This is a genomic window from Streptomyces sp. NPDC025784, from assembly GCF_055558435.1.
In genome coordinates, this window is sequence record NZ_JBVHMN010000036.1 from 1 (window position 1) to 20,501 (window position 20,501).

Annotated in this window: 19 protein-coding genes; 16 read left to right on the forward strand and 3 right to left on the reverse strand. The window is 71.3% G+C overall.

Annotation, left to right across the window (positions count from 1 at the left end; all coding sequences use genetic code 11):
• Nucleotides 1-91: 91 nt before the first annotated feature.
• Both ACZ4IF_RS43715 and ACZ4IF_RS43720 read right to left on the reverse strand, forming a co-directional pair.
• Entirely contained in the window at nucleotides 92-559 is a 468-nt protein-coding gene (locus tag ACZ4IF_RS43715; RefSeq protein WP_467574649.1) for a nuclear transport factor 2 family protein, read from the reverse strand.
• A 235-nt stretch (nucleotides 560-794) separates the two neighbouring features.
• Nucleotides 795-2,228: a cellulose binding domain-containing protein gene (locus ACZ4IF_RS43720; protein ID WP_467574652.1), complete on the reverse strand. Its 1,434-nt coding sequence runs from the start codon at nucleotides 2,226-2,228 to the stop codon at nucleotides 795-797.
• 608 nt (nucleotides 2,229-2,836) lie between these two features.
• Between ACZ4IF_RS43720 and ACZ4IF_RS43725 the strand changes: the two genes are divergently transcribed.
• The 12 genes from ACZ4IF_RS43725 (at nucleotide 2,837) to ACZ4IF_RS43780 (ending at nucleotide 15,722) form a co-directional block, all read left to right on the forward strand.
• Nucleotides 2,837-3,682, forward strand: coding sequence for a GntR family transcriptional regulator (locus ACZ4IF_RS43725; RefSeq protein ID WP_467574655.1), 846 nt, complete (start codon nucleotides 2,837-2,839; stop codon nucleotides 3,680-3,682).
• Between the two features lie 671 nt (nucleotides 3,683-4,353).
• Entirely contained in the window at nucleotides 4,354-5,643 is a 1,290-nt protein-coding gene (locus ACZ4IF_RS43730; protein ID WP_467574658.1) for an ABC transporter substrate-binding protein, read from the forward strand.
• Between the two features lies 1 nt (nucleotide 5,644).
• Nucleotides 5,645-6,580: a carbohydrate ABC transporter permease gene (locus ACZ4IF_RS43735; RefSeq protein WP_467574661.1), complete on the forward strand. Its 936-nt coding sequence runs from the start codon at nucleotides 5,645-5,647 to the stop codon at nucleotides 6,578-6,580.
• Nucleotides 6,580-7,464, forward strand: a complete 885-nt coding sequence (locus tag ACZ4IF_RS43740) for a carbohydrate ABC transporter permease (RefSeq protein ID WP_467574664.1) — start codon at nucleotides 6,580-6,582, stop codon at nucleotides 7,462-7,464. Before ACZ4IF_RS43735 ends, ACZ4IF_RS43740 begins: the two co-directional genes overlap by 1 nt.
• Nucleotides 7,461-9,560, forward strand: coding sequence for an alpha-galactosidase (locus ACZ4IF_RS43745; protein WP_467574667.1), 2,100 nt, complete (start codon nucleotides 7,461-7,463; stop codon nucleotides 9,558-9,560). The genes ACZ4IF_RS43740 and ACZ4IF_RS43745 overlap by 4 nt, the downstream gene beginning before the upstream one ends.
• Before the next feature lie 63 nt (nucleotides 9,561-9,623).
• Nucleotides 9,624-10,394, forward strand: a complete 771-nt coding sequence (locus ACZ4IF_RS43750; protein WP_467574669.1) for an SDR family NAD(P)-dependent oxidoreductase — start codon at nucleotides 9,624-9,626, stop codon at nucleotides 10,392-10,394.
• Nucleotides 10,395-10,434: 40 nt separating this feature from the next.
• On the forward strand, nucleotides 10,435-11,172 hold the full coding sequence (locus ACZ4IF_RS43755) for a FadR/GntR family transcriptional regulator (protein WP_359493341.1): 738 nt from the start codon (nucleotides 10,435-10,437) through the stop codon (nucleotides 11,170-11,172).
• Nucleotides 11,169-12,314: a galactonate dehydratase gene (dgoD, locus tag ACZ4IF_RS43760; protein WP_467574672.1), complete on the forward strand. Its 1,146-nt coding sequence runs from the start codon at nucleotides 11,169-11,171 to the stop codon at nucleotides 12,312-12,314. Before ACZ4IF_RS43755 ends, dgoD begins: the two co-directional genes overlap by 4 nt.
• A 7-nt stretch (nucleotides 12,315-12,321) precedes the next feature.
• On the forward strand, nucleotides 12,322-13,128 hold the full coding sequence (locus tag ACZ4IF_RS43765) for a hypothetical protein (protein ID WP_467574675.1): 807 nt from the start codon (nucleotides 12,322-12,324) through the stop codon (nucleotides 13,126-13,128).
• A gap of 25 nt (nucleotides 13,129-13,153) precedes the next feature.
• Nucleotides 13,154-13,786, forward strand: coding sequence for a bifunctional 4-hydroxy-2-oxoglutarate aldolase/2-dehydro-3-deoxy-phosphogluconate aldolase (locus ACZ4IF_RS43770; protein WP_467574678.1), 633 nt, complete (start codon nucleotides 13,154-13,156; stop codon nucleotides 13,784-13,786).
• Complete coding sequence (locus tag ACZ4IF_RS43775; RefSeq protein WP_467574680.1) at nucleotides 13,783-14,688, forward strand: SMP-30/gluconolactonase/LRE family protein; 906 nt, start codon at nucleotides 13,783-13,785, stop codon at nucleotides 14,686-14,688. The genes ACZ4IF_RS43770 and ACZ4IF_RS43775 overlap by 4 nt, the downstream gene beginning before the upstream one ends.
• Nucleotides 14,685-15,722 carry a sugar kinase gene (locus tag ACZ4IF_RS43780; RefSeq protein ID WP_467574684.1) on the forward strand — a complete coding sequence of 346 codons (1,038 nt, stop codon included), beginning with the start codon at nucleotides 14,685-14,687 and terminating at the stop codon, nucleotides 15,720-15,722. The genes ACZ4IF_RS43775 and ACZ4IF_RS43780 overlap by 4 nt, the downstream gene beginning before the upstream one ends.
• Here the strand turns inward: ACZ4IF_RS43780 and ACZ4IF_RS43785 are convergent.
• Nucleotides 15,710-15,955: a DUF2630 family protein gene (locus ACZ4IF_RS43785; protein ID WP_028801293.1), complete on the reverse strand. Its 246-nt coding sequence runs from the start codon at nucleotides 15,953-15,955 to the stop codon at nucleotides 15,710-15,712. The genes ACZ4IF_RS43780 and ACZ4IF_RS43785 overlap by 13 nt on opposite strands.
• 189 nt (nucleotides 15,956-16,144) lie before the next feature.
• Here ACZ4IF_RS43785 and ACZ4IF_RS43790 point away from each other — a divergent pair, with 189 nt between their 5' ends.
• From ACZ4IF_RS43790 to ACZ4IF_RS43805, 4 genes are all read left to right on the forward strand, one after another.
• Complete coding sequence (locus ACZ4IF_RS43790) at nucleotides 16,145-16,411, forward strand: hypothetical protein (RefSeq protein ID WP_359493328.1); 267 nt, start codon at nucleotides 16,145-16,147, stop codon at nucleotides 16,409-16,411.
• A 336-nt stretch (nucleotides 16,412-16,747) separates the two neighbouring features.
• Complete coding sequence (locus ACZ4IF_RS43795; RefSeq protein WP_467574688.1) at nucleotides 16,748-17,377, forward strand: cysteine hydrolase family protein; 630 nt, start codon at nucleotides 16,748-16,750, stop codon at nucleotides 17,375-17,377.
• Between the two features lie 91 nt (nucleotides 17,378-17,468).
• Nucleotides 17,469-18,881: a dihydrolipoyl dehydrogenase gene (gene lpdA, locus ACZ4IF_RS43800; RefSeq protein WP_467574691.1), complete on the forward strand. Its 1,413-nt coding sequence runs from the start codon at nucleotides 17,469-17,471 to the stop codon at nucleotides 18,879-18,881.
• 316 nt (nucleotides 18,882-19,197) lie between these two features.
• Nucleotides 19,198-20,499, forward strand: a complete 1,302-nt coding sequence (locus tag ACZ4IF_RS43805; protein WP_467574693.1) for a cation:proton antiporter — start codon at nucleotides 19,198-19,200, stop codon at nucleotides 20,497-20,499.
• The last annotated feature ends 2 nt before the right edge of the window (nucleotides 20,500-20,501 follow it).

Below are 20,501 nucleotides of genomic sequence, written 5' to 3' on the forward strand. Positions count from 1 at the left end.
GATCTTGGTCGACACGGTTCTAGCAGGAGCTCCATCTCTGCTTCAGACTGCTTGACACACCAGCCCCGCCCCTAACTACACGGCATTGGATCTAGAACCCCAGGTCGCTCAGTCCCGGGTGGTCGTCGGGGCGGCGCCCGAGCGGCCAGTGGTATTTGCGCTCCTCCTCCGTGATGGGGAGGTCGTTGATGCATGCCAGACGGACCCGCATCAGCCCTTCGTCGTCGAACTCCCAGTTCTCGTTCCCGTACGAGCGGAACCAGTTGCCCGAGTCGTCGTGGCACTCGTAGGCGAACCGCACCGCGATCCGGTTCTCGGTGAACGCCCACAGCTCCTTGATGAGCCGGTAGTCCTGCTCCCTGGTCCACTTGCGGGTGAGGAAGGCGACGATCTCCGTACGCCCGTCGACGAACTCGGCACGATTGCGCCAGCGGCTGTCGACCGTGTAGGCGAGCGAGACCTGTTCGGGGTTCCGGGTGTTCCACGCGTCCTCGGCGAGGCGCACCTTCGTGATCGCGCTCTCCCGGGTGAACGGGGGCACTGGAGGCTTCGCGGGCATGATGTCTCCCAGAGCCGGTCCGGTGGACGGACGGTTCCGTTGGGGCCAGGTCTGTTCCACGGTTCATTCGATACCTGCGTCATGGTGATCGCAACAGCGGCCGCCCGGCCGGAGCGGCACATCCACCGGCCTGGCCGGGCGGCCTGTCCACGGCCCGGCTGCCGTCCGGAGTCCCCGTCCCGGCGCACTCATGTCCGTGGCCGGGACGGGGAGATGGCCCCTGCCATGCACGGAGTCAGGAGGCCGGGACCTCGTCCACGAAGGCCGTCCCGGCGCTGCGGTAGGCGGCCACCTTCGCGGCCACCTGTGCCGGGGTGAGGACCTGGTCCTTGACGTGCAGGACGTAGTCGACCTGCTCGTCGTAGGCGCGGGCCGTGGTGGAGGTCTGGCCGGTGAGGTCGATCAGCCACTGGTTGAAGTTGATCGACATCGGCCGCTCGGGCAGGTACTGGGCGTCGTGGGTGCCGAAGAGCTGACCGTCGATGTAGTACTTGATGCTGCTGCTGTCGATGGTGACGATCAGGTCGTGCCAGCCGGCGTAGCTCTGGCGGGCCTCGGTGTGCTGGTTCACGGCCTGCCAGGGGTCAGGGTTGTAGGTCTCCCAGGACGTGGTGTAGAGGATGTTGCCGGTCTCGCCCCACCCGCCGTTGGGCAGGTACTCGAAGTCGTACTCGGAGTAGTCGTCGGCCATCGGCGCCTTGAGGTCGTTGATGGTGAAGAAGGTCTGCACCAGGTGATCGCCGTCGGGTCCGGACGCCGGGGCGTCGGTGAACTTCACCCGGGCCGCGTACGTGCCGTTCTTGAACTTCGTGCTCCTGGAGACGACTTCGGTCTGCCTGGTGGACTCGGCGGTGCCCGCGGTGGACGTCTGGAGGTTCATCACCGAGTTGCCGGAGACGGTGGGGAAGGTGACCTTGGACGGGTCCCAGGTGGCGCCGGGCACGCCGGGACCGCCGGAGTTGGAGCGGACGCTCCAGCCGTGGGCGGAGAGGGCCGGGTCGGTGTGCGACGTGTAGGCGAAGTCGTCGAACAGCGTCTGGCCGCCGCCGGGCGGATCGGTCGGATCCGTGGGGTCGGTCGGGTCGGTCGGGTCGTTGCCCTCCGGTGCTGTGCCCCAGACCGTGCTGCCCGCGAGCTGCGCGGTGACCTTGTTCCAGTCCGCGTACGAGGTCAGGGAGGAGTTGAAGGAGTAGTCGTCCGCCTGGGTCAGGGTCTGCCAGTTGGACTGGTAGAAGCGCAGCTGCATGTCGCCGGTGTCGGCGCCCGGCGCGAGTGTTCCGGCGCCCGAGGTGAAGGCGATCTCCAGGTACCGGTCCGCGGTCGCGGTGGGATGGCTCAGCGTGCCGAAGGTGCCGGTGATGTTCGCGCACCCCTTGACCGCCCAGGAGCAGGCGAACCGGTAGGAGGCGCTCGCCGAGTCCGCCTTGAAGTAGTAGCGGATCTTCACCTGGCTCAACTGCACCGTGGAGGCGCCGGTGTTGCGCACCTTGAGCCAGGGCTCGCTCTGGTCGGCGGTGGCCCCGCCGGAGCTGGTGCGGTACTGGACGGCGAGGCCGTCGGCCGCGGCGGCGGTCGCGTTCATCGGGACGGCTGCCAGGGCGGTGCTGCCCAGGAGCGCTGACAGGGCCAGGGCCACCCGGCGGCGGCCGGTGGCGGGACGGGTTCTCATCCGGGTTCCTTTCGGGGAGTCTCCCGCATACGGCGGGAGGATCGGGGGGTTTCCGGAGCGTTTTCGGGCGTGCTGCGCCGCTGGTCGTGGAACACGTCGGCGGGCGTGGCGAGTGGGTCTCGGCCCAGGGGGCGGGCCGGTCGGGGGGCTTTCAAGGAGAGGCAGGGCTCAGGGGGATCCGCGGTGAGGGCGGCGGATCGCCCCGCGACGGGCACGGCGCTCAGCGCACGGCGGTCGGTGGACACGCGGCGTCGAGCGCCGTCCCACGAGCCGGCCCGGTTCACCGGGACGTCGCGGCTCCCGGCCGTTCGGGCACACCGTGGGCGGGCGAGCGGTATCGCATGGTTCACCTCTGGGGGGCTGGAGGGAAACTACACACCACACTTGACCAGTTGGCCGGCCGACGGTTTACCAGTCGGCCTCGGACGAAGGTGGCATAGACCAATGTGAGCGTCAAGTGCCCCTCAGGCAAAGGAAATTGGCGGGTCCTTGATTGGCTGTTGGGCTGGTTCGCGTGCGCCGAGCCCGACTAGAGTCGGCTTACCAGCAGACCAGTTATGGTCAGGGCCGCACCGGCACCCCGTCCCGACGACGAACGAGAGTCCCGCATGGAGATCGACCCCGCGGCCTCCCGCGCGGTACTCAAGCGCGAGAAGGTGCGCGACGCCGTCCTCGCACTCGTGGAGGAACGCCGGCCGGGCGACGCGATTCCCTCCGAGCGCGCCCTCTGTGCCGAGCTGGGCGTGTCGCGGCCCACGTTGCGGGCGGCGGTGGACCAACTCGTCGTCGCCGGGCTGCTGGTGCGCGAGCACGGCCGTGGCGTGTTCGTGGCCAGCGAGAAGATCACTCAGGAACTGGTCCAGGACAGCCGGACGTTCAGCCTGCCCCAGGCCGTGGGGGAGTGGACCAGCCGGCTCCTCGAAGTGAGTACGCAGTCGGCCGGCGCCAGGGTGGGCCGCAAGCTGCGCGTCTCGCCGGCGGCCAGGATCCGGTACGTGGCACGTCTGCGCCTGGTCGACGGGTCTCCGATGGCGATCGAGTACCTGTACATCCCCGCGGATCTGGTCCCGGACCTGACCAGTGACGAACTGGAGAACGGCGACCTGTACGAGCACCTCGGCCGACGTCACGGCATCCAGGTCAGCGAGGCGGTGCAGGCGATCGAGCCCACCGTGGTGACCCGCGGCGAGGCGGAGCTGCTCGACGTACCGGAACTCTCACCGGCCCTCCTCTTCGAACGCCTCACCTCCGACACTCAGGGCCGGCCGGTGGAGTACGTGCACTCGCTCTACCGCGGGGACCGCTACCGCATCGTCTCCCGGCTGACGCTGGGCCCGCGCAGCGAGCACCCGTCGCCGCGCCACGGCCACCACCCCGGGATACCGCCGGGCGACATCATGCCGGGGGAGCCCGTCACGTTCTCCACGCGTGGTGAAGTGCAGAACGCCCCCTGACCTGCGGGTGGTTCATGTCGGCGGCGCGGCGGGGTGACCGGTCCCGCGGTGCCGCCCTGACGTGTGCGGGCCGCCGTCGCCGCACCGTCCGCCGTGCGCGCGGCCCCCGCGCGGTCGCCGCACCGTCCGCCGTGCGCGCGGCCCCCGCGCGGTCGCCCTCCCCGCATCCGGCCCGCCGATCGCCGCCACCGTGGCGTGCGGCCCGTCGGCATGCCCTCGATTCGAGCTGCTTCTATTAAATTAGTAATTAATCTTGACAGGGTTTCGGCTCCGGGCCACAGTCGTCGCCGTGACGCCGTCGGCCCCGCGCGGCCCGCGTCGCGTTCCTCCCTGCTTCCCAACCTCCGGGAGAGGCAAGTGGCTTCACGCTCACCCACACCCACACCCAGGCCGACCCGATATCGCACCACCCGCCTGGCCTCCGTGGCGGCTCCCGCCATGGCCCGGGCAGCCTCCGGGGCACCGGCGGCGGCAGCCCCCGGCTCCGCGCCGCCCGTGGCCGAAGCGGACGACACCGCGGGCCAGGGGGCGCATTCACCTCGCCCAGTTCAAATAAATTAGTAATTAATCTTGACGTGGCGGGAGTGCCACGCGAACCTGGATCCGCCGCGAGCGGGGCACCGGCCGTCAGGAGGGCCGCCCCCACCGCGGGGATCCGCAGGGAGACTCTCATGACGAACCACCAGCCAAGCCGACGGCATGTGCTCGCCGGACTCGGCGCCGCCGGGACGACGGCGCTGCTCAGCGGCTGTGTCACCTCCAGCTCCTCCGCCAAGACCTCCTCGAAGGGCGCGGTCACCCTCCAGTCCAACCTGTCGGCACCACAGGCCAAGGCGGCCATGCAGGACGTGGTCGCCGCCTACGGCAAGAAGGGTTCCGGACAGGTCAGCCTGAACACCGTCGCCGCCGAGACCTTCCGCACCCAGCTGCCGACCTACCTGACCTCCGCCAACCCGCCGGACGTGTACACCTGGTACCCCGGCTCGGTCGCCGACGCCTACGCCAAGAAGAACCTGCTCCTCGGCCTCGACGACGTCTGGAACTCCTCACCCGACCTCAAGCGCTACTCCAAGGCGCTGCACACGCTGTGCACCGCGACGTCGGGCAAGAAGGTCTTCGTGCCCACCACCTACTACTGGTGGGGCATGTTCTACCGGAAGTCGAACTTCGCCAAGTGGGGTGTGAGCGAGCCCTCGACCTGGGACGAGTTCCTCGATCTGTGCGACAAGCTCAAGTCCAAGGGCGTGGACCCCATCGGGCTCGGCGCCGGCGGCAACACCGCATGGGTCGCCTCCGCCTGGTTCGACTACCTCGACATACGGATCAATGGCGCCGAGTACCACCGCCGGCTGCTCGCCGGAGAGCACCGCTTCGACGACCCCGAGGTGCGCAAGGTCTTCGACCGCTGGCAGGAGGTGCTGCCCTTCTTCGACCCGAACGGCACCGCCGTCGCCTTCCAGGACGCCACGACCTCCCTGCTCAACGGCCGCAGCGGCATGATGCTGATCGGCACCTTCTTCGCCGACGCCGCCCCCAAGGACGCGCTCGACGACATCGACTTCTTCCGCTTCCCCGTCATCGACCCGAAGGTGCCCCTCGCCGAGGAAGCGCCCACCGACGGCTACTTCGCCAGCGCTCGCACCGGACGCCACGAGCAGGTGTCCGAGCTGCTCGGATACCTCGCCACACCCCAGGCGCAGGAGCTCTACATCAAGGGCTCCTCCGGTACCGTCCTGCCCTGCCACCCCGACGCGAAGGACGCCGGCACCGCACTGGTCAAGAAGGGGCGCAAGCACATCGAGGCGGCCGCGGAGATCACCCAGTTCTTCAACCGCGACTCCAGCGACGCCCTCCAGCCCACCGCCGACACCGCGCTGACCAAGTTCCTCGCCAAGCCCAAGGAGGTCGGGAGCATCCTCACCACCTGGCAGCGCGACGCCCAGAAGATCTGGAACGCCTGACATGGCCGTCCTGACCGCCACCCGAAGCAAGACCCCGGCCCCGACCCCGCCCAGCGGCGGTCGGGGCCGGGGCCCCCGGCGCACACCCCCGCTCGTGCTCGCCTTCGTCCTCATCCCCCTCCTCGCCGAGGCCGTGTGGGTGTTCTGGCCCGCGCTTCAGGGTTTCTACCTCGCTCTGACCAGCTGGGACGGCGTGTCGCCGCCGAAGTTCGTCGGTCTCGACAACTTCCGCGAGATGGCCGGGGACGACATCTTCCGCAGCGCCGTGGGCCACACCGTCCTGTGGCTGGTGCTGTTCGGCGGACTGTCCGCACTCCTCGGCCTCGGCGCCGCGCTGCTGCTCCAGCAGGAGCGCCGCGGCATCGGCTTCTACCGCGCGGCCCTGTTCCTGCCCGTCGTCTTCTCCCTCGTCGCCACCGCCCTCGTCTGGCAGGCCATCTACCAGCCCGACGGCGTACTCAACCAACTCCTCGACGGGATCGGCCTCGGCAGCCTGCGCCACGCCTGGCTCGCCGACCAGGACACCGCCCTGTACGCGGTGATCGTGCCTGCGCTCTGGCGTCAGATCGGCTACGTGATGGTCCTCTACCTCGCCGGCCTCAAAGGCATCGACCCGGCACTCTACGAGGCGGCCAAGGTCGACGGCGCCGGACGCCTCCAGCGCTTCCGCCATGTGACGCTCCCTCAACTGCGCAGCGTGAACGCCGTCGTGCTGTCCGTGATCATCATCGACTCGCTGCGCTCCTTCGACGTGGTGTGGTCACTGACCCGGGGCGGCCCCTACCACTCGTCCGAACTGCTGAGCACCTACATGTACTCCACCGCGTTCCAGTCCCTGCGCCTCGGATACGGCTCCGCCCTGGCCGTCGTCATCTTCCTGCTGGCCTTCGGCGTCATCGCCTCCTACCTCGTCCGCGCCTTCCGGGAGGCCGACTGATGTCCGCCACCCAGCCCCGCACGCCGGCCACCCGTCCCCGCGCGTCCGCCACCGCACTGCGCCGCCGACGGGCCGCCACGGCCGGCTTCCACCTCGGCGCCGGGACGCTGGCCGTGCTGTGGCTGCTGCCCATCGCCCTGGTCCTGGTGACCAGCCTGCGATCCTTCGACGACATCGCCGCACACGGTCTGGGCAGCCGGCCCCACTCCTTCACCCTGGACAACTTCCACCAGGCATGGTCCGACGGCGGCCAGCAGCGCGCCCTGATCAACAGCCTGGTCGTCACCATCCCCTGCGTCGCGGTGACCCTCGCACTCGCCGCCATGGCCGCGTTCGCCCTCAGCCGCTACGACATGCCCTTCCGCCGCTCCTTGTTGCTGCTGATGCTCGGCGGCAATCTGCTGCCTCCGCAGATCCTGCTCATCCCGGTGTCGAAGCTCAGCGAGCTGATGGGCCTGTACGACACCCTGCCCGCCCTGATCGGCGTGCAGATCGGCTTCGGCGTCGGTTTCTACGTCTTCGTCCTGCACGGCTTCATGCGGGCGATCCCCGCCGAGATCCAGCAGGCCGCCGTCGTCGACGGCGCCGGACCCTGGCAGGTCTTCTGGCGCATCATCCTCCCGCTCACCCGGCCCGCGCTCGCCGCGCTCAGCGCCCTGTCCTTCACCTGGATCTTCAACGACCTGCTGTGGGCCATCACCGTGCTGCGCAGCGACACCAAGATGCCGATCACCGCGGCCCTCATCGGACTTCAGGGACAGTACGTGTCCATGTGGAACGTGATCGCCGCCGGATCCGTCATCGCCGCCGCCCCCACCGTGGCCGTGTTCCTCCGTTTCCAGCGCCACTTCGTGGCCGGCCTCAACCTCGGAGCAGTGAAGTGACGACATCCCAGCGCTGGACGCTGCGCACCGAGCGCACCGGCTACACCGTGCGGCTCTCCCCGGACGGCCCGTGGGCCGAACTGGAGTCATGGGGGCCGCGCGGCGTCGAGCACGGGCCGTCGGCGCTGGACTGGTCGCACCGCACCCACTTCATCACTCCCGCAGACGCCGCCCCCGCCGAATACCTGCCGCAGGGACTGCGGCCGTTCACCGGCGCCGACCTCGTCGCCTCGCGACCGGGCGGGGAACGGGGCGTGTGGTGGACCTTCGACGGCGCCGTCGAGGAATCGGGCGCCCTGCGGCTGGCATTCACCGACGACGTCCTGGGCCTGCGCACGACCCTGTGCTACGCCACCGTGCCGGGAACCGACGTCATCCACCGGTGGACCGAACTGACCTGCACGGGTGAGGAGGAACTGCGCCTGGGTCGGCTGGACTCGGCCGCCGTGACCGTCCCCGTCACCGAAGGCGCCCGGCTGACGTACCTCACCGGCCAGTGGTCGCAGGAATTCCAGCACACCCAACTCGACCTCACCCGGGGCACGTTCACCATGGGCAGCACCCAGGGCGTACCGGGACACGCGTACGCGCCGTGGCTCGCCGTCCAGGACGCGGCCGCCCCGCACGACGGACCCGCCCCCACGTACGGCATCGCCCTGGAATGGGCGGGCAACTGGCACATCACCGCGGAGGCGGAACCCGGCGGCACGGTGCGGGTCCGGGCCGGCCGCCTACCGCACGAGGGCGCGGTACGGCTCGCCCCCGGGGACACCCTGACCACACCCCGCCTCGCCTGCGCCTTCAGCCCGGACGGCCTCGACGGCCTGTCCCGCGTCTGGCACCGCTACGAACGACGGCTCGCGGGCGGACGACTGCGCCGCCCCCGCAAGGTCCTCTACAACTCCTGGGAGGCCACCGGCTTCGACGTCGACGCCGCCAGCCAGCTGGAACTGGCCAAGGCCGCGGCGGACATCGGGGCCGAGCTGTTCGTCGTGGACGACGGCTGGTTCACCGGCCGCGCCGACGACACCGGAGGGCTGGGCGACTGGTCACCCGATCCGGCGGCCTTTCCCGACGGATTCGACCGCTTCGTCGACGACGTGCGGGCCCTGGGCCTGGACTTCGGACTGTGGATCGAACCGGAAGCCGTCAGCCCGGCCAGTCGTCTGTACGCCGAGCACCCCGAATGGGTCTACCGCATCGAGGGCCGCCCCGCCCGCCGGGTGCGCAACCAGCTGCTGCTCGACCTCGGCCGCACCGACGTCCAGGAATTCGTCCTCGGCACCCTCGACGAGCTGCTGACCAGCCATCACATCAGCTATGTGAAGTGGGACATGAACCGCCCGCCGACCGAACGTGGCCGACCGGGCGCCGGCCCCGCGGACCACTTGGACCTCGACGCCGAACACGTCCGCGGATACCTGCGCGTACTGGACCACCTGCGAACCGCCCACCCCGACGTCACCGTCGAGGGCTGCGCGGGCGGCGGTGGCCGCATCGACCACACCACCCTCGCCCGCACCGACGTCGTGTGGCCCAGCGACAACACCGCACCACTGGACCGCCTGGCCATCCAGTACGGCTTCCTGCACGCGCACGCGCCGCACGTCATGAGCTCCTGGGTCACCGACGCCCGCGGCGTCTTCGACCCACGCCCGCGCAGCCTCGCCTTCCGGTTCGTCACCGCCATGTGCGGAGTGCTCGGCATCGGTGCCGACCTGCGCCACTGGACTCCGGACCAACTCGCCGAAGCGGCCGGGTGGATCAGCCGGTACAAGGAGGTCCGCGACATCGTGCACCACGGCGAGGCCCGCCTGCTCGGCACGGTGCGGGACGCCACCTGCGGAGTGCAGTACGACGCCGAGGACGGGGAGCGAGTCGTCGTCGCCGCCTTCAGCACCGGACGGCTGGACGGCGCCCCGCTCGTGCCCGGCCGCCCCGCCCGGCTGCGGCTGCGCGGGCTCGACCCCACCGCCACCTACACCGACGCCGCGTCCTCGACCGCGTACAGCGGCGCACACCTGCTGCACTACGGACTGCCGTTGGCATGGAGCGCCGACCACGACGCCGAACTGGTGGTGCTGACCCGGCACTAGAACAGGGGCACACGCCACCCGCCATCGTTTCCACCACCCCCGACGAAGGAGCCGAACCACACCATGGACGCGTCACGACCGCACGGCGCCCGCTTCACCGGCCGAACGGCCGTGATCACCGGCGCCGCTTCCGGCATCGGTGCCGCCACCGCCGAACGCCTGGCACAGGAAGGCGCCGCCGTGGTCCTCGCCGACATCGCCGAGGAGCGCGGCCGGGCGGTGGCCGATCGCATCACCGAGGACGGCGGCACGGCCACCTTCGTGACCGCCGACGTCTCGGCCGAGCAGGACTGGCAGCGGATCGCGGCCGCCGCCCACACCCACGGACCCGTCGGCGTGCTGGTCAGCAACGCGTTCACCGTCGACGTCACCCCGGCCGACCGGATGTCCCTCGCGTCCTGGGAGCGGCAGCTCGCCGTCAATCTCACCGCGTCCTTCATCGGCTTCAAGACCGTCCTGCCCGACCTGCGCACCGTCGGCGGATCGGTCGTCCTCACCTCGTCGGTCCACGCGCACAAAGGCCTGCCAGGACACCCCGCGTACGCGGCCTCCAAGGGCGCCCTGCTCTCCCTGTGCGGCCAGCTCGCCGTGGAGTACGGGCCCGAGGTGCGGGTCAACGCCGTCCTGCCCGGCCCCGTGCTCACCGGCGCCTGGGACCGGGTGCCGCCCGAGGACCGGCAGCGCAGCGTCGCCGAGACGGCGGCCCGAAGATTCGGCACTCCCGAGGAGGTGGCCGCCGCCATCGCGTTCCTCGGAGCCGACGAGGCCTCCTTCATCACCGGAGCGCACCTCGTCGTCGACGGAGGGTGGAGCGTCGTCAAGGCATCCGCGTGATCATTGCAGCGTTCACATCCGAGGAGAAAGGCACTACGCCATGACGCCCTACGCCCGCCGCGGACTGCACGGACAGACCGTGGAAGCGCTCGCCCGCCGCATCCTGGGAGGCGACATCCCGGAGGGGGCCACGCTCGACCTCGTCGCGCTGCAGAGCGAACTGGACGTCAGCCTCACCGCACTGCGCGAGTCCCTGAAAGTGCTGGCCGCCAAGGGCATGGTCGACGCACGCCAGAAACGCGGCACGTTCGTGCGCGCCCGCGCCGACTGGAACCTGCTCGACGCCGACGTGCTGCGCTGGCAGTTCGAGGGCGGCGGCACCACCGGCGCCGACCACGCGCTGCTGCGCAACCTCGCCGAGGTCCGTTCCATCATCGAGCCGGCCGCCGTACGCCTGGCCGCCGAGCGCCGCACCGACGCCGACCTCGCCGCCCTGGACGAAGCCCTCGCGGCCATGGGGGAGCACGACGCCGACGCCGCGCACGCCGTCGACGCCGACCTCGCCTTCCACCGGGCGCTGCTCACCGCCACCCACAACGAACTCCTCGAACGCATGGAAATGGTCATCGAGTCCGGCCTCGCCCAGCGCGACCGGCTCGTGCACAGCTCTCCGCACAGTGAGGATCCGGTACCGGCCCACCGCGCCGTCCTGGACGCCGTACGCGACCAGGACCCCCGGGCCGCCGAGGCCGCCATGCACGCCCTCCTCGAACAGGCCGGACGCGATCTCGACCGGATCGACGGCTCCGACGACACGAAAGGCACCGGCGGCAAGTGAAGATCGCCCGCATAGAAACCTTCCTGGTCCCGCCACGCTGGCTGTTCTGCCGGATCGAGACCGACGACGGAGTCGTCGGCTGGGGCGAACCCGTCGTCGAGGGACGCGCCGAGGTCGTCAGGGCCGCCGTCGACGTCCTCGCCGAACATCTGATCGGAGAGGACCCGCTGCGCATCCAGGACCACTGGCAGGTCCTCACCAAGGGCGGCTTCTACCGGGGCGGCCCGGTGCTGTCCAGCGCGGTCGCCGGCCTCGACCAGGCCCTGTGGGACATCGCGGGCAAGACCTACGGCGCACCTGTGCACGCCCTGCTGGGCGGCCCCGTACGCGAACGCGTCCGGGTCTACGCGTGGGTCGGCGGCGACGAACCCACCGAACTGAGCGAGCAGATAGCGGCCCAGGTCGAAGCCGGCTTCACCGCGGTCAAGATGAACGGCGCCGGAGCCACGTCCCCGATCGCCACCGCGGCCGAGACGGCCGCCGTCGTCGCGCGTGTGGCCGCGGCCCGCGACGTGCTCGGCCCCGAGCGGGACGTGGCCGTCGACTTCCACGGCCGCTTCAGCGCGGCGAGCGCCCGCCGCGTGCTGACCGAGATCGAGCCCCTGCACCCGCTGTTCGTCGAAGAACCGGTCCTCCCCGAGCAGAGCCACCTGCTGGCCGGTCTCGTCGCCACGAGCTCCGTGCCGCTGGCCACCGGCGAACGCCTGTACTCCCGCAGCGAGTTCCTGCCCGCTCTCACCGCCGGCGTCGCGGTCGTCCAACCCGACCTCTCGCACGCGGGCGGCATCTCCGAGGTCCACCGCATCGCCTCACTCGCCGACACCTACGGCGCCCAGCTCGCCCCGCACTGCCCCCTCGGACCGATCGCACTGGCCGCGAGCCTCCAAGTCGCCTTCGCCACCCCGAACTTCCTGATCCAGGAGCAGAGCCGCGGCATCCACTACAACAAGGACGCGGACCTGCTCTCCTACGTCGCCGACCCCGAGCCCTTCCGGTTCGTCGACGGTCACGCCCTCCGCGGCGACACACCGGGCCTCGGCGTCACCGTCGACGAGGCCGCCGTGCGGGCCGCCGACCGCTCGGGACACGCCTGGCGCAACCCGGTCTGGCGGCACGCCGACGGCTCCTTCGCGGAGTGGTGACGAACCCGTGGACGTGCTCACCGACCTTGCGTACGGCGGCCGTTGGACCTCCCTGCGCGCGCACGGCCGGGAATGGCTCTGGCGACGCGGCGCACCGGAACGCCACGAGGTCTCGCCCGGCGACGCGTTCGTCGACGCGGGCGGCCTGGAGGAATGCATCCCCACGGTCCGCGGCGACCCCGACCACGGAGACGCCTGGTCGCGGCTCTGGACCCAGGACGGGGACACGCACCACGTGCGCTGCGCGGACTTCGCTCTCGGCCGCACCATCCGCTCCACACCCGAAGGTGTCACCGCCGACTACCACCTGACCGCGGAGCCGGGCTACCGCTTCGTCTGGGCGGCGCACGCCCTGCTCGACCTGTCCCCGGACGCGACACTCCACATGAACTCCGGTGCGAGCACTCGCCTGTTCCCCGAAGCCGGTCCGCTGCTGCACCGGCCCTGGCCCGCCGGCGCGCCGTGGATCGAGGGCCCGTGGCCGGCACCGCACGGACTGCCCCTCGACCGACTCGGCCCCGACGACGGCACGGCTGTCGGCGCCGTGGTGGACGCCCCGTGGTGCTGCGTCCACGACGGCCGCGACCGGCTGAGCTTCGTCGTGCGGGCCGAGGGGCACCCGGTGTCGATCGCCCTGTGGCGCAACCTCGGCGGCTTCCCCCGGCCGAGTCCCTATCGCAGTACGGGCGTCGAGCCGATGCTCGGCCGCACCTTCGACCTCGCCGACGCCGGGCCCACGGACGCCGTCCGCGTCCCGGCGACCGGCGAGGTGCGCTGGCGGCTCACCGTCGACTCCGCCTGCCGCTGCCCCTGAACCCCTGTACCGAGGAGCTTCGTCCGTGGAACTACCCGCTGCCCTGGCCGCCCAGCGCCTGGTCGCCATCGTGCGCGGCGGCGACGCCGACGCCGCACTGCACACCGTGCTCACCCTGGCCGAGGAAGGCGTCGAACTCGTCGAGGTGTCGCTGAGCGGAGCCGACGCCCTGAAGGTCATCGCCCGCGCCCGTGAAGTACTGGGTCCCGAAAGGCCGTTGGGCGCCGGCACGGTCCTGACCGCCGACGACGCGCGCGCCGCCCACCGCGCGGGTGCGAACTTCGTCGTCACCCCCGGCCTGGGGGACGGCGTGCGCGCGGCACAGGACCTCGGCCTGCCCGTCCTCGCCGGCGTGTTCACCCCCACCGAGATCGTCGCCGCCCGGGCGATGGGCGCGGACGCACTGAAGGTCTTCCCCGTGGCCCAGGCCGGGGGAGCGGCCTATCTCAAGGCGCTGCGGGGTCCGTTCCCCGACACGCCGTTCGTCCCGGTGGGCGGAGTCGACGAGGTGGCCGCCCGCGCCTGTCTCGCGGCGGGCGCGACCGCCGTCGGCGTCGGGTCCCCCCTCGTCGGCGACGCCGCCGACGGCGGCAGCCTCACCGCGCTGCGGGACCGGGCCCGCGCGTTCCGCGCCGTCGTACGGGAGGTGACACCGTGACCGACCACGTCACCGCGGGCCTGCGTGCCACCCGGCCGGACCGTCTGGAGCTCGGCGAAGGCATCCGGTGGACCGGCACCGGCGTCGTGCTGGTGGACATCCTCTCCGGCCGTCTCCTCGAAGCGCCCGACGATCCGGCCGCCGGCCTGCGGACCCTGGTCCGGCTCCCCGTACCGCTGGGCGCCGTCGCCCCCGTCGCCGGCCGGCCGGGCACCTGGATCGCGGCCGCCGGCACCGGCATCTGTCTGATCGGTCCCGACGGCACCGTCAGCTGGCTCGCGCGCCCGGAGGAGCACACCGTCCCGCGCATGCGCATGAACGACGCCGCGGCCGACCCCGCGGGCCGCTTCTGGGCGGGCAGCATGTCCTACGACGCCGACGAGGGCGCCGGCGCCCTGTACCGGGTCGGTCAGGACGGCACGACCGTACGCGTCCTGGACGGCATCACCGTGCCCAACGGCCCGGCTTTCACCCCCGACGGCAGCGCCATGTACCTGGCCGACAGCGCCCGCGGCATCGTCCGGCGCTTCCCGGTCGATCCGGAGACGGCCGACCTCGGAACCCCGGAGACGTTCGTCGCCGTCGACGAAGGCAGCCCGGACGGCATGGCGGTCGACGTCGAGGGCGGAGTGTGGATCGCGGTCTGGGGCACCGGAACCGTACGCCGGTATCTGCCGGACGGCACACCAGACCGCGTCGTGCGGCTGCCCGCGAGCTGCCCCGCGGGTGTGTGCCTGGTCGACGACGTCCTCCATGTCACCACCGCCCGCGTCGGGCTGACCGCACCCGGCTCCCATGACGGAGCGGTGTTCACCCTCCGCGTCGACGTGCCGGGAACGCCGGCACCCGCCTATCGGCCACACGCGCCGCGTACCCCCTCGGACCCGCAGGAGCCGTCATGACCCGCCGGTGCCCCGCCCCGGGGCCCGTCGTCTGCGTCGGCGAGACCATGGCGGCCCTGGTCCCCGACCCGCTCAGCCCTCTGCACGACGCCACCCACCTGAATCTGTCGGTGGCCGGAGCCGAGTCCAACGTCGCCATGTACCTGGCCGACCACGGCATTCCCAGCATCTGGCTCTCGGCGCTCGGCGACGACCCGCTGGGCAGCCGGGTGCGGGCCACCGTCGCCGCGGCAGGCGTCGACGTGTCCCATGTGCGCACCGACACCGAACGTCCCACCGGCCTGCTCCTGAAGGACCCCGGACACAACGGCACACGGGTGCGGTACTACCGGAACGGCTCCGCCGCGTCCGCCCTCGGACCGGACCTGCTGGACCGTCAACCCGTCAGTGCGGCCGCGCTGTTGCACCTCACCGGCATCACCCCGGCCCTGTCGCCGTCCTGCCGCGAACTCGTCACCCGGGCGCTCACCTGCCCGCCCGCGGCGCGGCCGTACGCCGTCAGCTTCGACGTCAACCATCGCGCCGCCCTGTGGCCCGACGGGTCGGCCCCCACCGTGCTCCACGAACTCGCCGACCGCGCCGACATCGTCTTCGTCGGCCTCGACGAGGCACAGGACCTCTGGGGCACGCACCTCACGCCGGCGGACGTACGGGCCCTGCTCCCGCATCCACGCCTCGTCGTCGTCAAGGACGGTGCCCACGCCGCCAGTGCCTTCACCGGCACGGCGGTGCACACGGTGCCCGCGCTACGGACGACGGTCGTGGAGTCGGTCGGCGCCGGTGACGCCTTCGCGGCCGGTTTCCTCGCGGGCCTGCTCCGGGGCGCGCCCCTGCCGCGCGCGCTCCGCCTGGGCCACGTCACAGCGTCCTCCGCCCTCACGGTGACGGCGGACCGGGGGCCACTGCCCGACCGGGAGGAGACGGAGCGCCTGCTCGGACTGTCGAACGACGAGTGGTCGGCGCACGTCGTCGAGCCGGTCCCTGCCGCGCCCGGCGACCGTCCGCTCCCGGCCCACGGCGGTCAGCCCAGGTAGCCCTCGACCTCCGAGGAAGGACGGACCTGCGCCTCGTCCGGGTTCTCACCGAACTCGGCCTTGGCACGTCGTTGGCGCAGCAGGTCCCAGCACTGGTCGAGCTGGCGCTCCAGCTCACCGAGCCGTTCCTGTTCGGTGCGGCTGTCGATCCGACCGGCCTCGATGGCCTCCCGCAGCCGCCGCTCGTCGTCCACCATGGCCGTGATCCTGCTGAGGATCTGCTCTTGATCCATGTCGGTACGCCTCCTAGGACACTTCCTCACTGTACGGAGAAGTCGGCGGGCCGGCTCACCCGTGGACCGCGGGCCGACAAGACCGCCCGGAGTCCGGGGGGCGTCCGGACACGAGCCGTCCCCACCGGCACACGGAGCGGCGTCCCGCGCCACGGCGCGTTGTCAGTGCCGGATGCGATGCTGCAGATCATGGACGAGCTGGAGTTCATGCGAGGACGGGTCTACGGGGCGGACCACGACGATCCCGGCCCCCGAAGCGGTCGGGCGTACGTCGAGCTGGTGGGCGGCCCGCTGGACGGTCTGCTGCTCGACGTCACCGACAGGGCGGACCACGAGGCCGGGCGCGCCGTCGTCCTGCCCACGGAGATAGGGCGATACGGCCCCGGCGGTCACGCCACGTACGCCCCCAGGTCGTCGGGCAGCCGCACGTACGAGTGGCGGGGCGACGCCCCCTGACGCGGGCCGTGCCGCGTCCGCCGCGTGCCCCTCGGCTGCGGGCGGGGTCTCCCGTCCGTGGTGGCCGGCGCCGTCGCGAGGACGCGTCCCGGGGCTCGGTGGGCGCATCGGGGCGGGGCCGGTGTGCGAGCGCGCGGCGGACGGTGCCGACGTAGTCTGTCAATGAGCTGACGTCCGCCGCTGCCCGCCCGCGCGGCCGGTCCCGAGTCCGCCGCCCCCCTCGCATCTCCGCCCCGGAACCGCCACGGACTCCGGCCCCCCGACCTCTTGTACGCCAGAGCCGGAACCAGAGCGAGAGCCGGAACCGGAGTCCGAGCCAGAGACGAGGCACAGACCATGACCACAGACGGCTACGACAGCTCGCGCACCGCGCTCCTGGTGGTCGACCCCTACAACGACTTCCTGTCCGAGGGCGGAAAACTGTGGCCGCGCGCGAAGGAGGTCGCCGAGAGCGTCCAGCTGCTCGACCACATGCGCCAAGTCCTCGCCGCCACCCGCACGGCCGGTATCCGCACCTTCTTCGTCCCGCACCGTCGCACCGCCCCGGGCGACTACGACGGCTGGGCCCACCTCTCCTTCTCCCAGGCCCGGGCCGCGGAGACGAAGATCTTCGAGAAGGGCACATGGGGCGGCACGTTCCACCCCGACTTCGAGCCGGGAGAGGGCGAGATCGTCGTGCACGAGCACTGGTCCTCCAGCGGCTTCGCCAACACCGATCTCGACCTCCAGCTGAAACAGCACGGCATCTCGCACATCGCGCTGATCGGCATGCGGGCCAACACCTGCATCGACACCACCGCTCGCTTCGGTCAGGAGCTCGGCTATCACGTCACCCTCGTCAAGGACGCCATCGCCGCCTTCCGCCCCGAGGAGATGCAGGCGACCTTCGAACTGAACGCCCCTGCCTACGCCCACGCCATCCTCACCACCGACACGTTCGTCGCGGCCGTACGGGGGGCGTCCTGACGGACCATCCGCTCGCGCCGGAACCCGGACGTGCCCGGGGCGCGGCCTACAGTCGCAGCGACGACATGAGCGAGGAACGGAAGGAACCACGATGGCCGAGCTGGACGAGCGTTTCGACGTGGTGGTGCTCGGAGCCGGTCCCGGTGGCTACGTCGCCGCGATCCGCGCGGCCCAGTTGGGCAAACGCGTCGCCGTAGTGGAGGAGAAGTACTGGGGCGGCGTCTGTCTGAACGTGGGCTGCATCCCCACGAAGGCCCTGCTGCGCAACGCCGAGCTCGCCCACATCGTCACCCGTGAGGCGAAGACCTTCGGCATCCGGGTCGACGGTCAGGTGTCCTTCGACTACGGCGAGGCGTACCGCCGCAGTCGCAAGGTCGCCGACGGACGCGTCCGGGGCGTCCACTACCTGATGAAGAAGAACGAGATCACCGAGATCGACGGCCGCGGCACCTTCCTCGACCCGCACACCCTTCAGGTCGCGGGCTACGACGGCGAGACCCTCACCATCGGATTCGACCACTGCGTCATCGCCACCGGCGCCACGCCGAAACTGCTGCCCGGCACGCGCCGTACGTCCAGAGTGGTGACCTACGAGGAGCAGATCCTCGCCGAGGACCTGCCGGAGTCGATCATCATCGCGGGCGCGGGAGCGATCGGCGTCGAGTTCGCGTACGTGCTGCACAACTACGGCGTGAAGGTCACCGTGGTCGAGTTCCTGGACCGTCTCGCCCCGCTGGAGGACGCCGAGGTCTCCGCCGAACTCGCCCGTCAGTACCGCAAGCTGGGCATCGAAGCGCTCACCTCGACCCGCGTCGACGCCATCGACGAGTCCGGTCCCCAGGTCCGTGTGACGGTCACCGACAAGGACGGCGCCCCACAGGTGCTGGAAGCGGACAAGGTCCTCCAGGCCATCGGCTTCGCACCGAACGTGACGGGATACGGCCTGGAGAACACCGGCGTGACGGTCACCGAACGGGGTGCGATCGACGTCGACGGCCGCTGCCGCACATCCGTCCCGCATCTGTACGCCATCGGCGACGTCACCGCGAAACTCATGCTCGCGCACGCCGCCGAGGCGATGGGCGTGATCGCCGCCGAGACGCTGGCCGAGGCCGAGACCATGGAACTCGACTACGCGATGATCCCGCGAGCCACGTACTGCCGGCCGCAGATCGCCAGCTTCGGATACACCGAGGCCCAGGCCCGCGACCTCGGCTACGACGTCAAAGTGGCGAAGTTCCCCTTCACGGCCAACGGCAAGGCGCACGGCCTCGGTGACACCACGGGCTTCGTGAAGCTGATCAGCGACACCACGCACGGCGAGCTCGTCGGCGGACACCTCATCGGCCCGGACGTCACGGAACTGCTCCCGGAGCTGACCCTCGCTCAGCAGTGGGACCTCACCGTCCACGAGGTCGCCCGCAACGTCCACGCCCACCCGACCCTCGGCGAGGCGGTCAAGGAGGCGGTCCACGGCCTTGCCGGCCACATGATCAACATGTGAACGGCCGCCGCTCACGCTCCTGGTGCCATGCGCCGCCCCGCCCGGGCATCATCCGTGGCATGGGTGTCGGACGCGGCCGCGAATGGGTGTCGGCACGGATGGTGAGGGGGACCTGGGGCGTGCGAGGGTGACGGTGACGTCGGGTTGCCGCCCGGCGTGAGGTCCCTGGCGCCTCGGCGCGTTCGGCCGTGGGGCGCTCGAAGAGCGGCTGAGCCGGTGATCAGGTCCGGGTCGCCCGTGCCGCCGCGGCGGTGAGCGACTGTCCGTCGTCCTACGGCGTTCTCTTTGGTCCCGCCGCCGTGGAGGGTGGTGACCCGTGGGCCATGCCGACACCTTGCTCGCCATGGGGGGAGCCTTCCTGGCCGCGGCGTTCTTCGCCCGGCTCGGGGGAAGGATCGGGCTGCCGACCATCCCCCTGTTCATGCTCGCCGGCGTCCTGCTCGGCCCGCACACACCCGGTGTGGTCCTGGTCGAGGACGCCCACGACTTCGAGATGCTGTCCGCACTCGGGCTGGTCCTTCTTCTCTTCTACCTGGGGCTGGAGTTCCACCTCGACGACCTCAGGAGCGGAGGACGGCGGTTGCCGGCCGCCGGAGGGATCTATCTGCTGCTGAACGTGGGCGCGGGTCTGGGGTTCGGCTTCGCCCTCGGCTGGGGACTGCGCGAGGCATTGGTACTCGCCGGCGTGCTGGGCATCTCGTCGTCCGCCATCGTGACCAAGACCCTGATCGACCTGGGGCGCATCGGCCGCCCGGAGACCCGTCTGATCCTCGGTGTCATCGTGGTGGAGGACGTCTTCCTCGCCCTGTATCTGGCCGTGCTCCAGCCGGTCATAGGCGGCGCCCAAGGGTTCGGGGACATGGTCTGGCAGGGGACCAAGGCGTTCGGGTTCCTGCTGGTGCTGGCCGCAACCGCCCGCTACGGCACCCGTCTGGTCGGCCGTCTGATGGCGATCCGGGACGGCGAACTGCTGGTCGTCAGTTTCCTCGGGGCCGCGGTCCTCGTGGCGGGAGTCTCGGAAGCGGTCGGAGTCGCGGACGCCATCGGCGCGTTCATGGTGGGACTGATTCTGGCCGGAACACCTTCCGCGCCTCGGATCCGCCGGCTCGTGCATCCGCTGCGCGACGCCTTCGCGGCCATCTTCTTCTTCGCCTTCGGGCTCGCCATCGACCCCGGTGACGTCGCGTCCGTCGCCGCGCCGGTGGCGTTCGCTGCCGCGCTGACCGTCGTCGTGAACGTGGCCGCCGGGCTGCTGGTGGCCCGCCTGTACGGCTACGGTCTCCGGGCCGCCGCGGACCTCGCCACCATCCTCGTGGCCCGGGGGGAATTCGCGCTGATCCTGGCCGCGATGGCCACGGCGGCCGGACTGGACGGCCGGCTCCCCGCGTTCATCGCCGGCTACGTCCTCGTCCTCGCGGTGCTCGGCCCCGTCGTCGCGGGGCGTGCCGACCTGCTGGCCCGTGCGCTGAGTGCCGCCGCTGACGCCGTGCGCGGCCGGGCGGCGCGCACGGTCGAGACGGACCCGGCACCCGCTCACGGACCGGACCGTGAAGCGGAGTCCCGCAGGCCGACGGGCGAGACCGCCCCGGAAGCCCTGACCGCCGACGTCGAGCGGTAGGC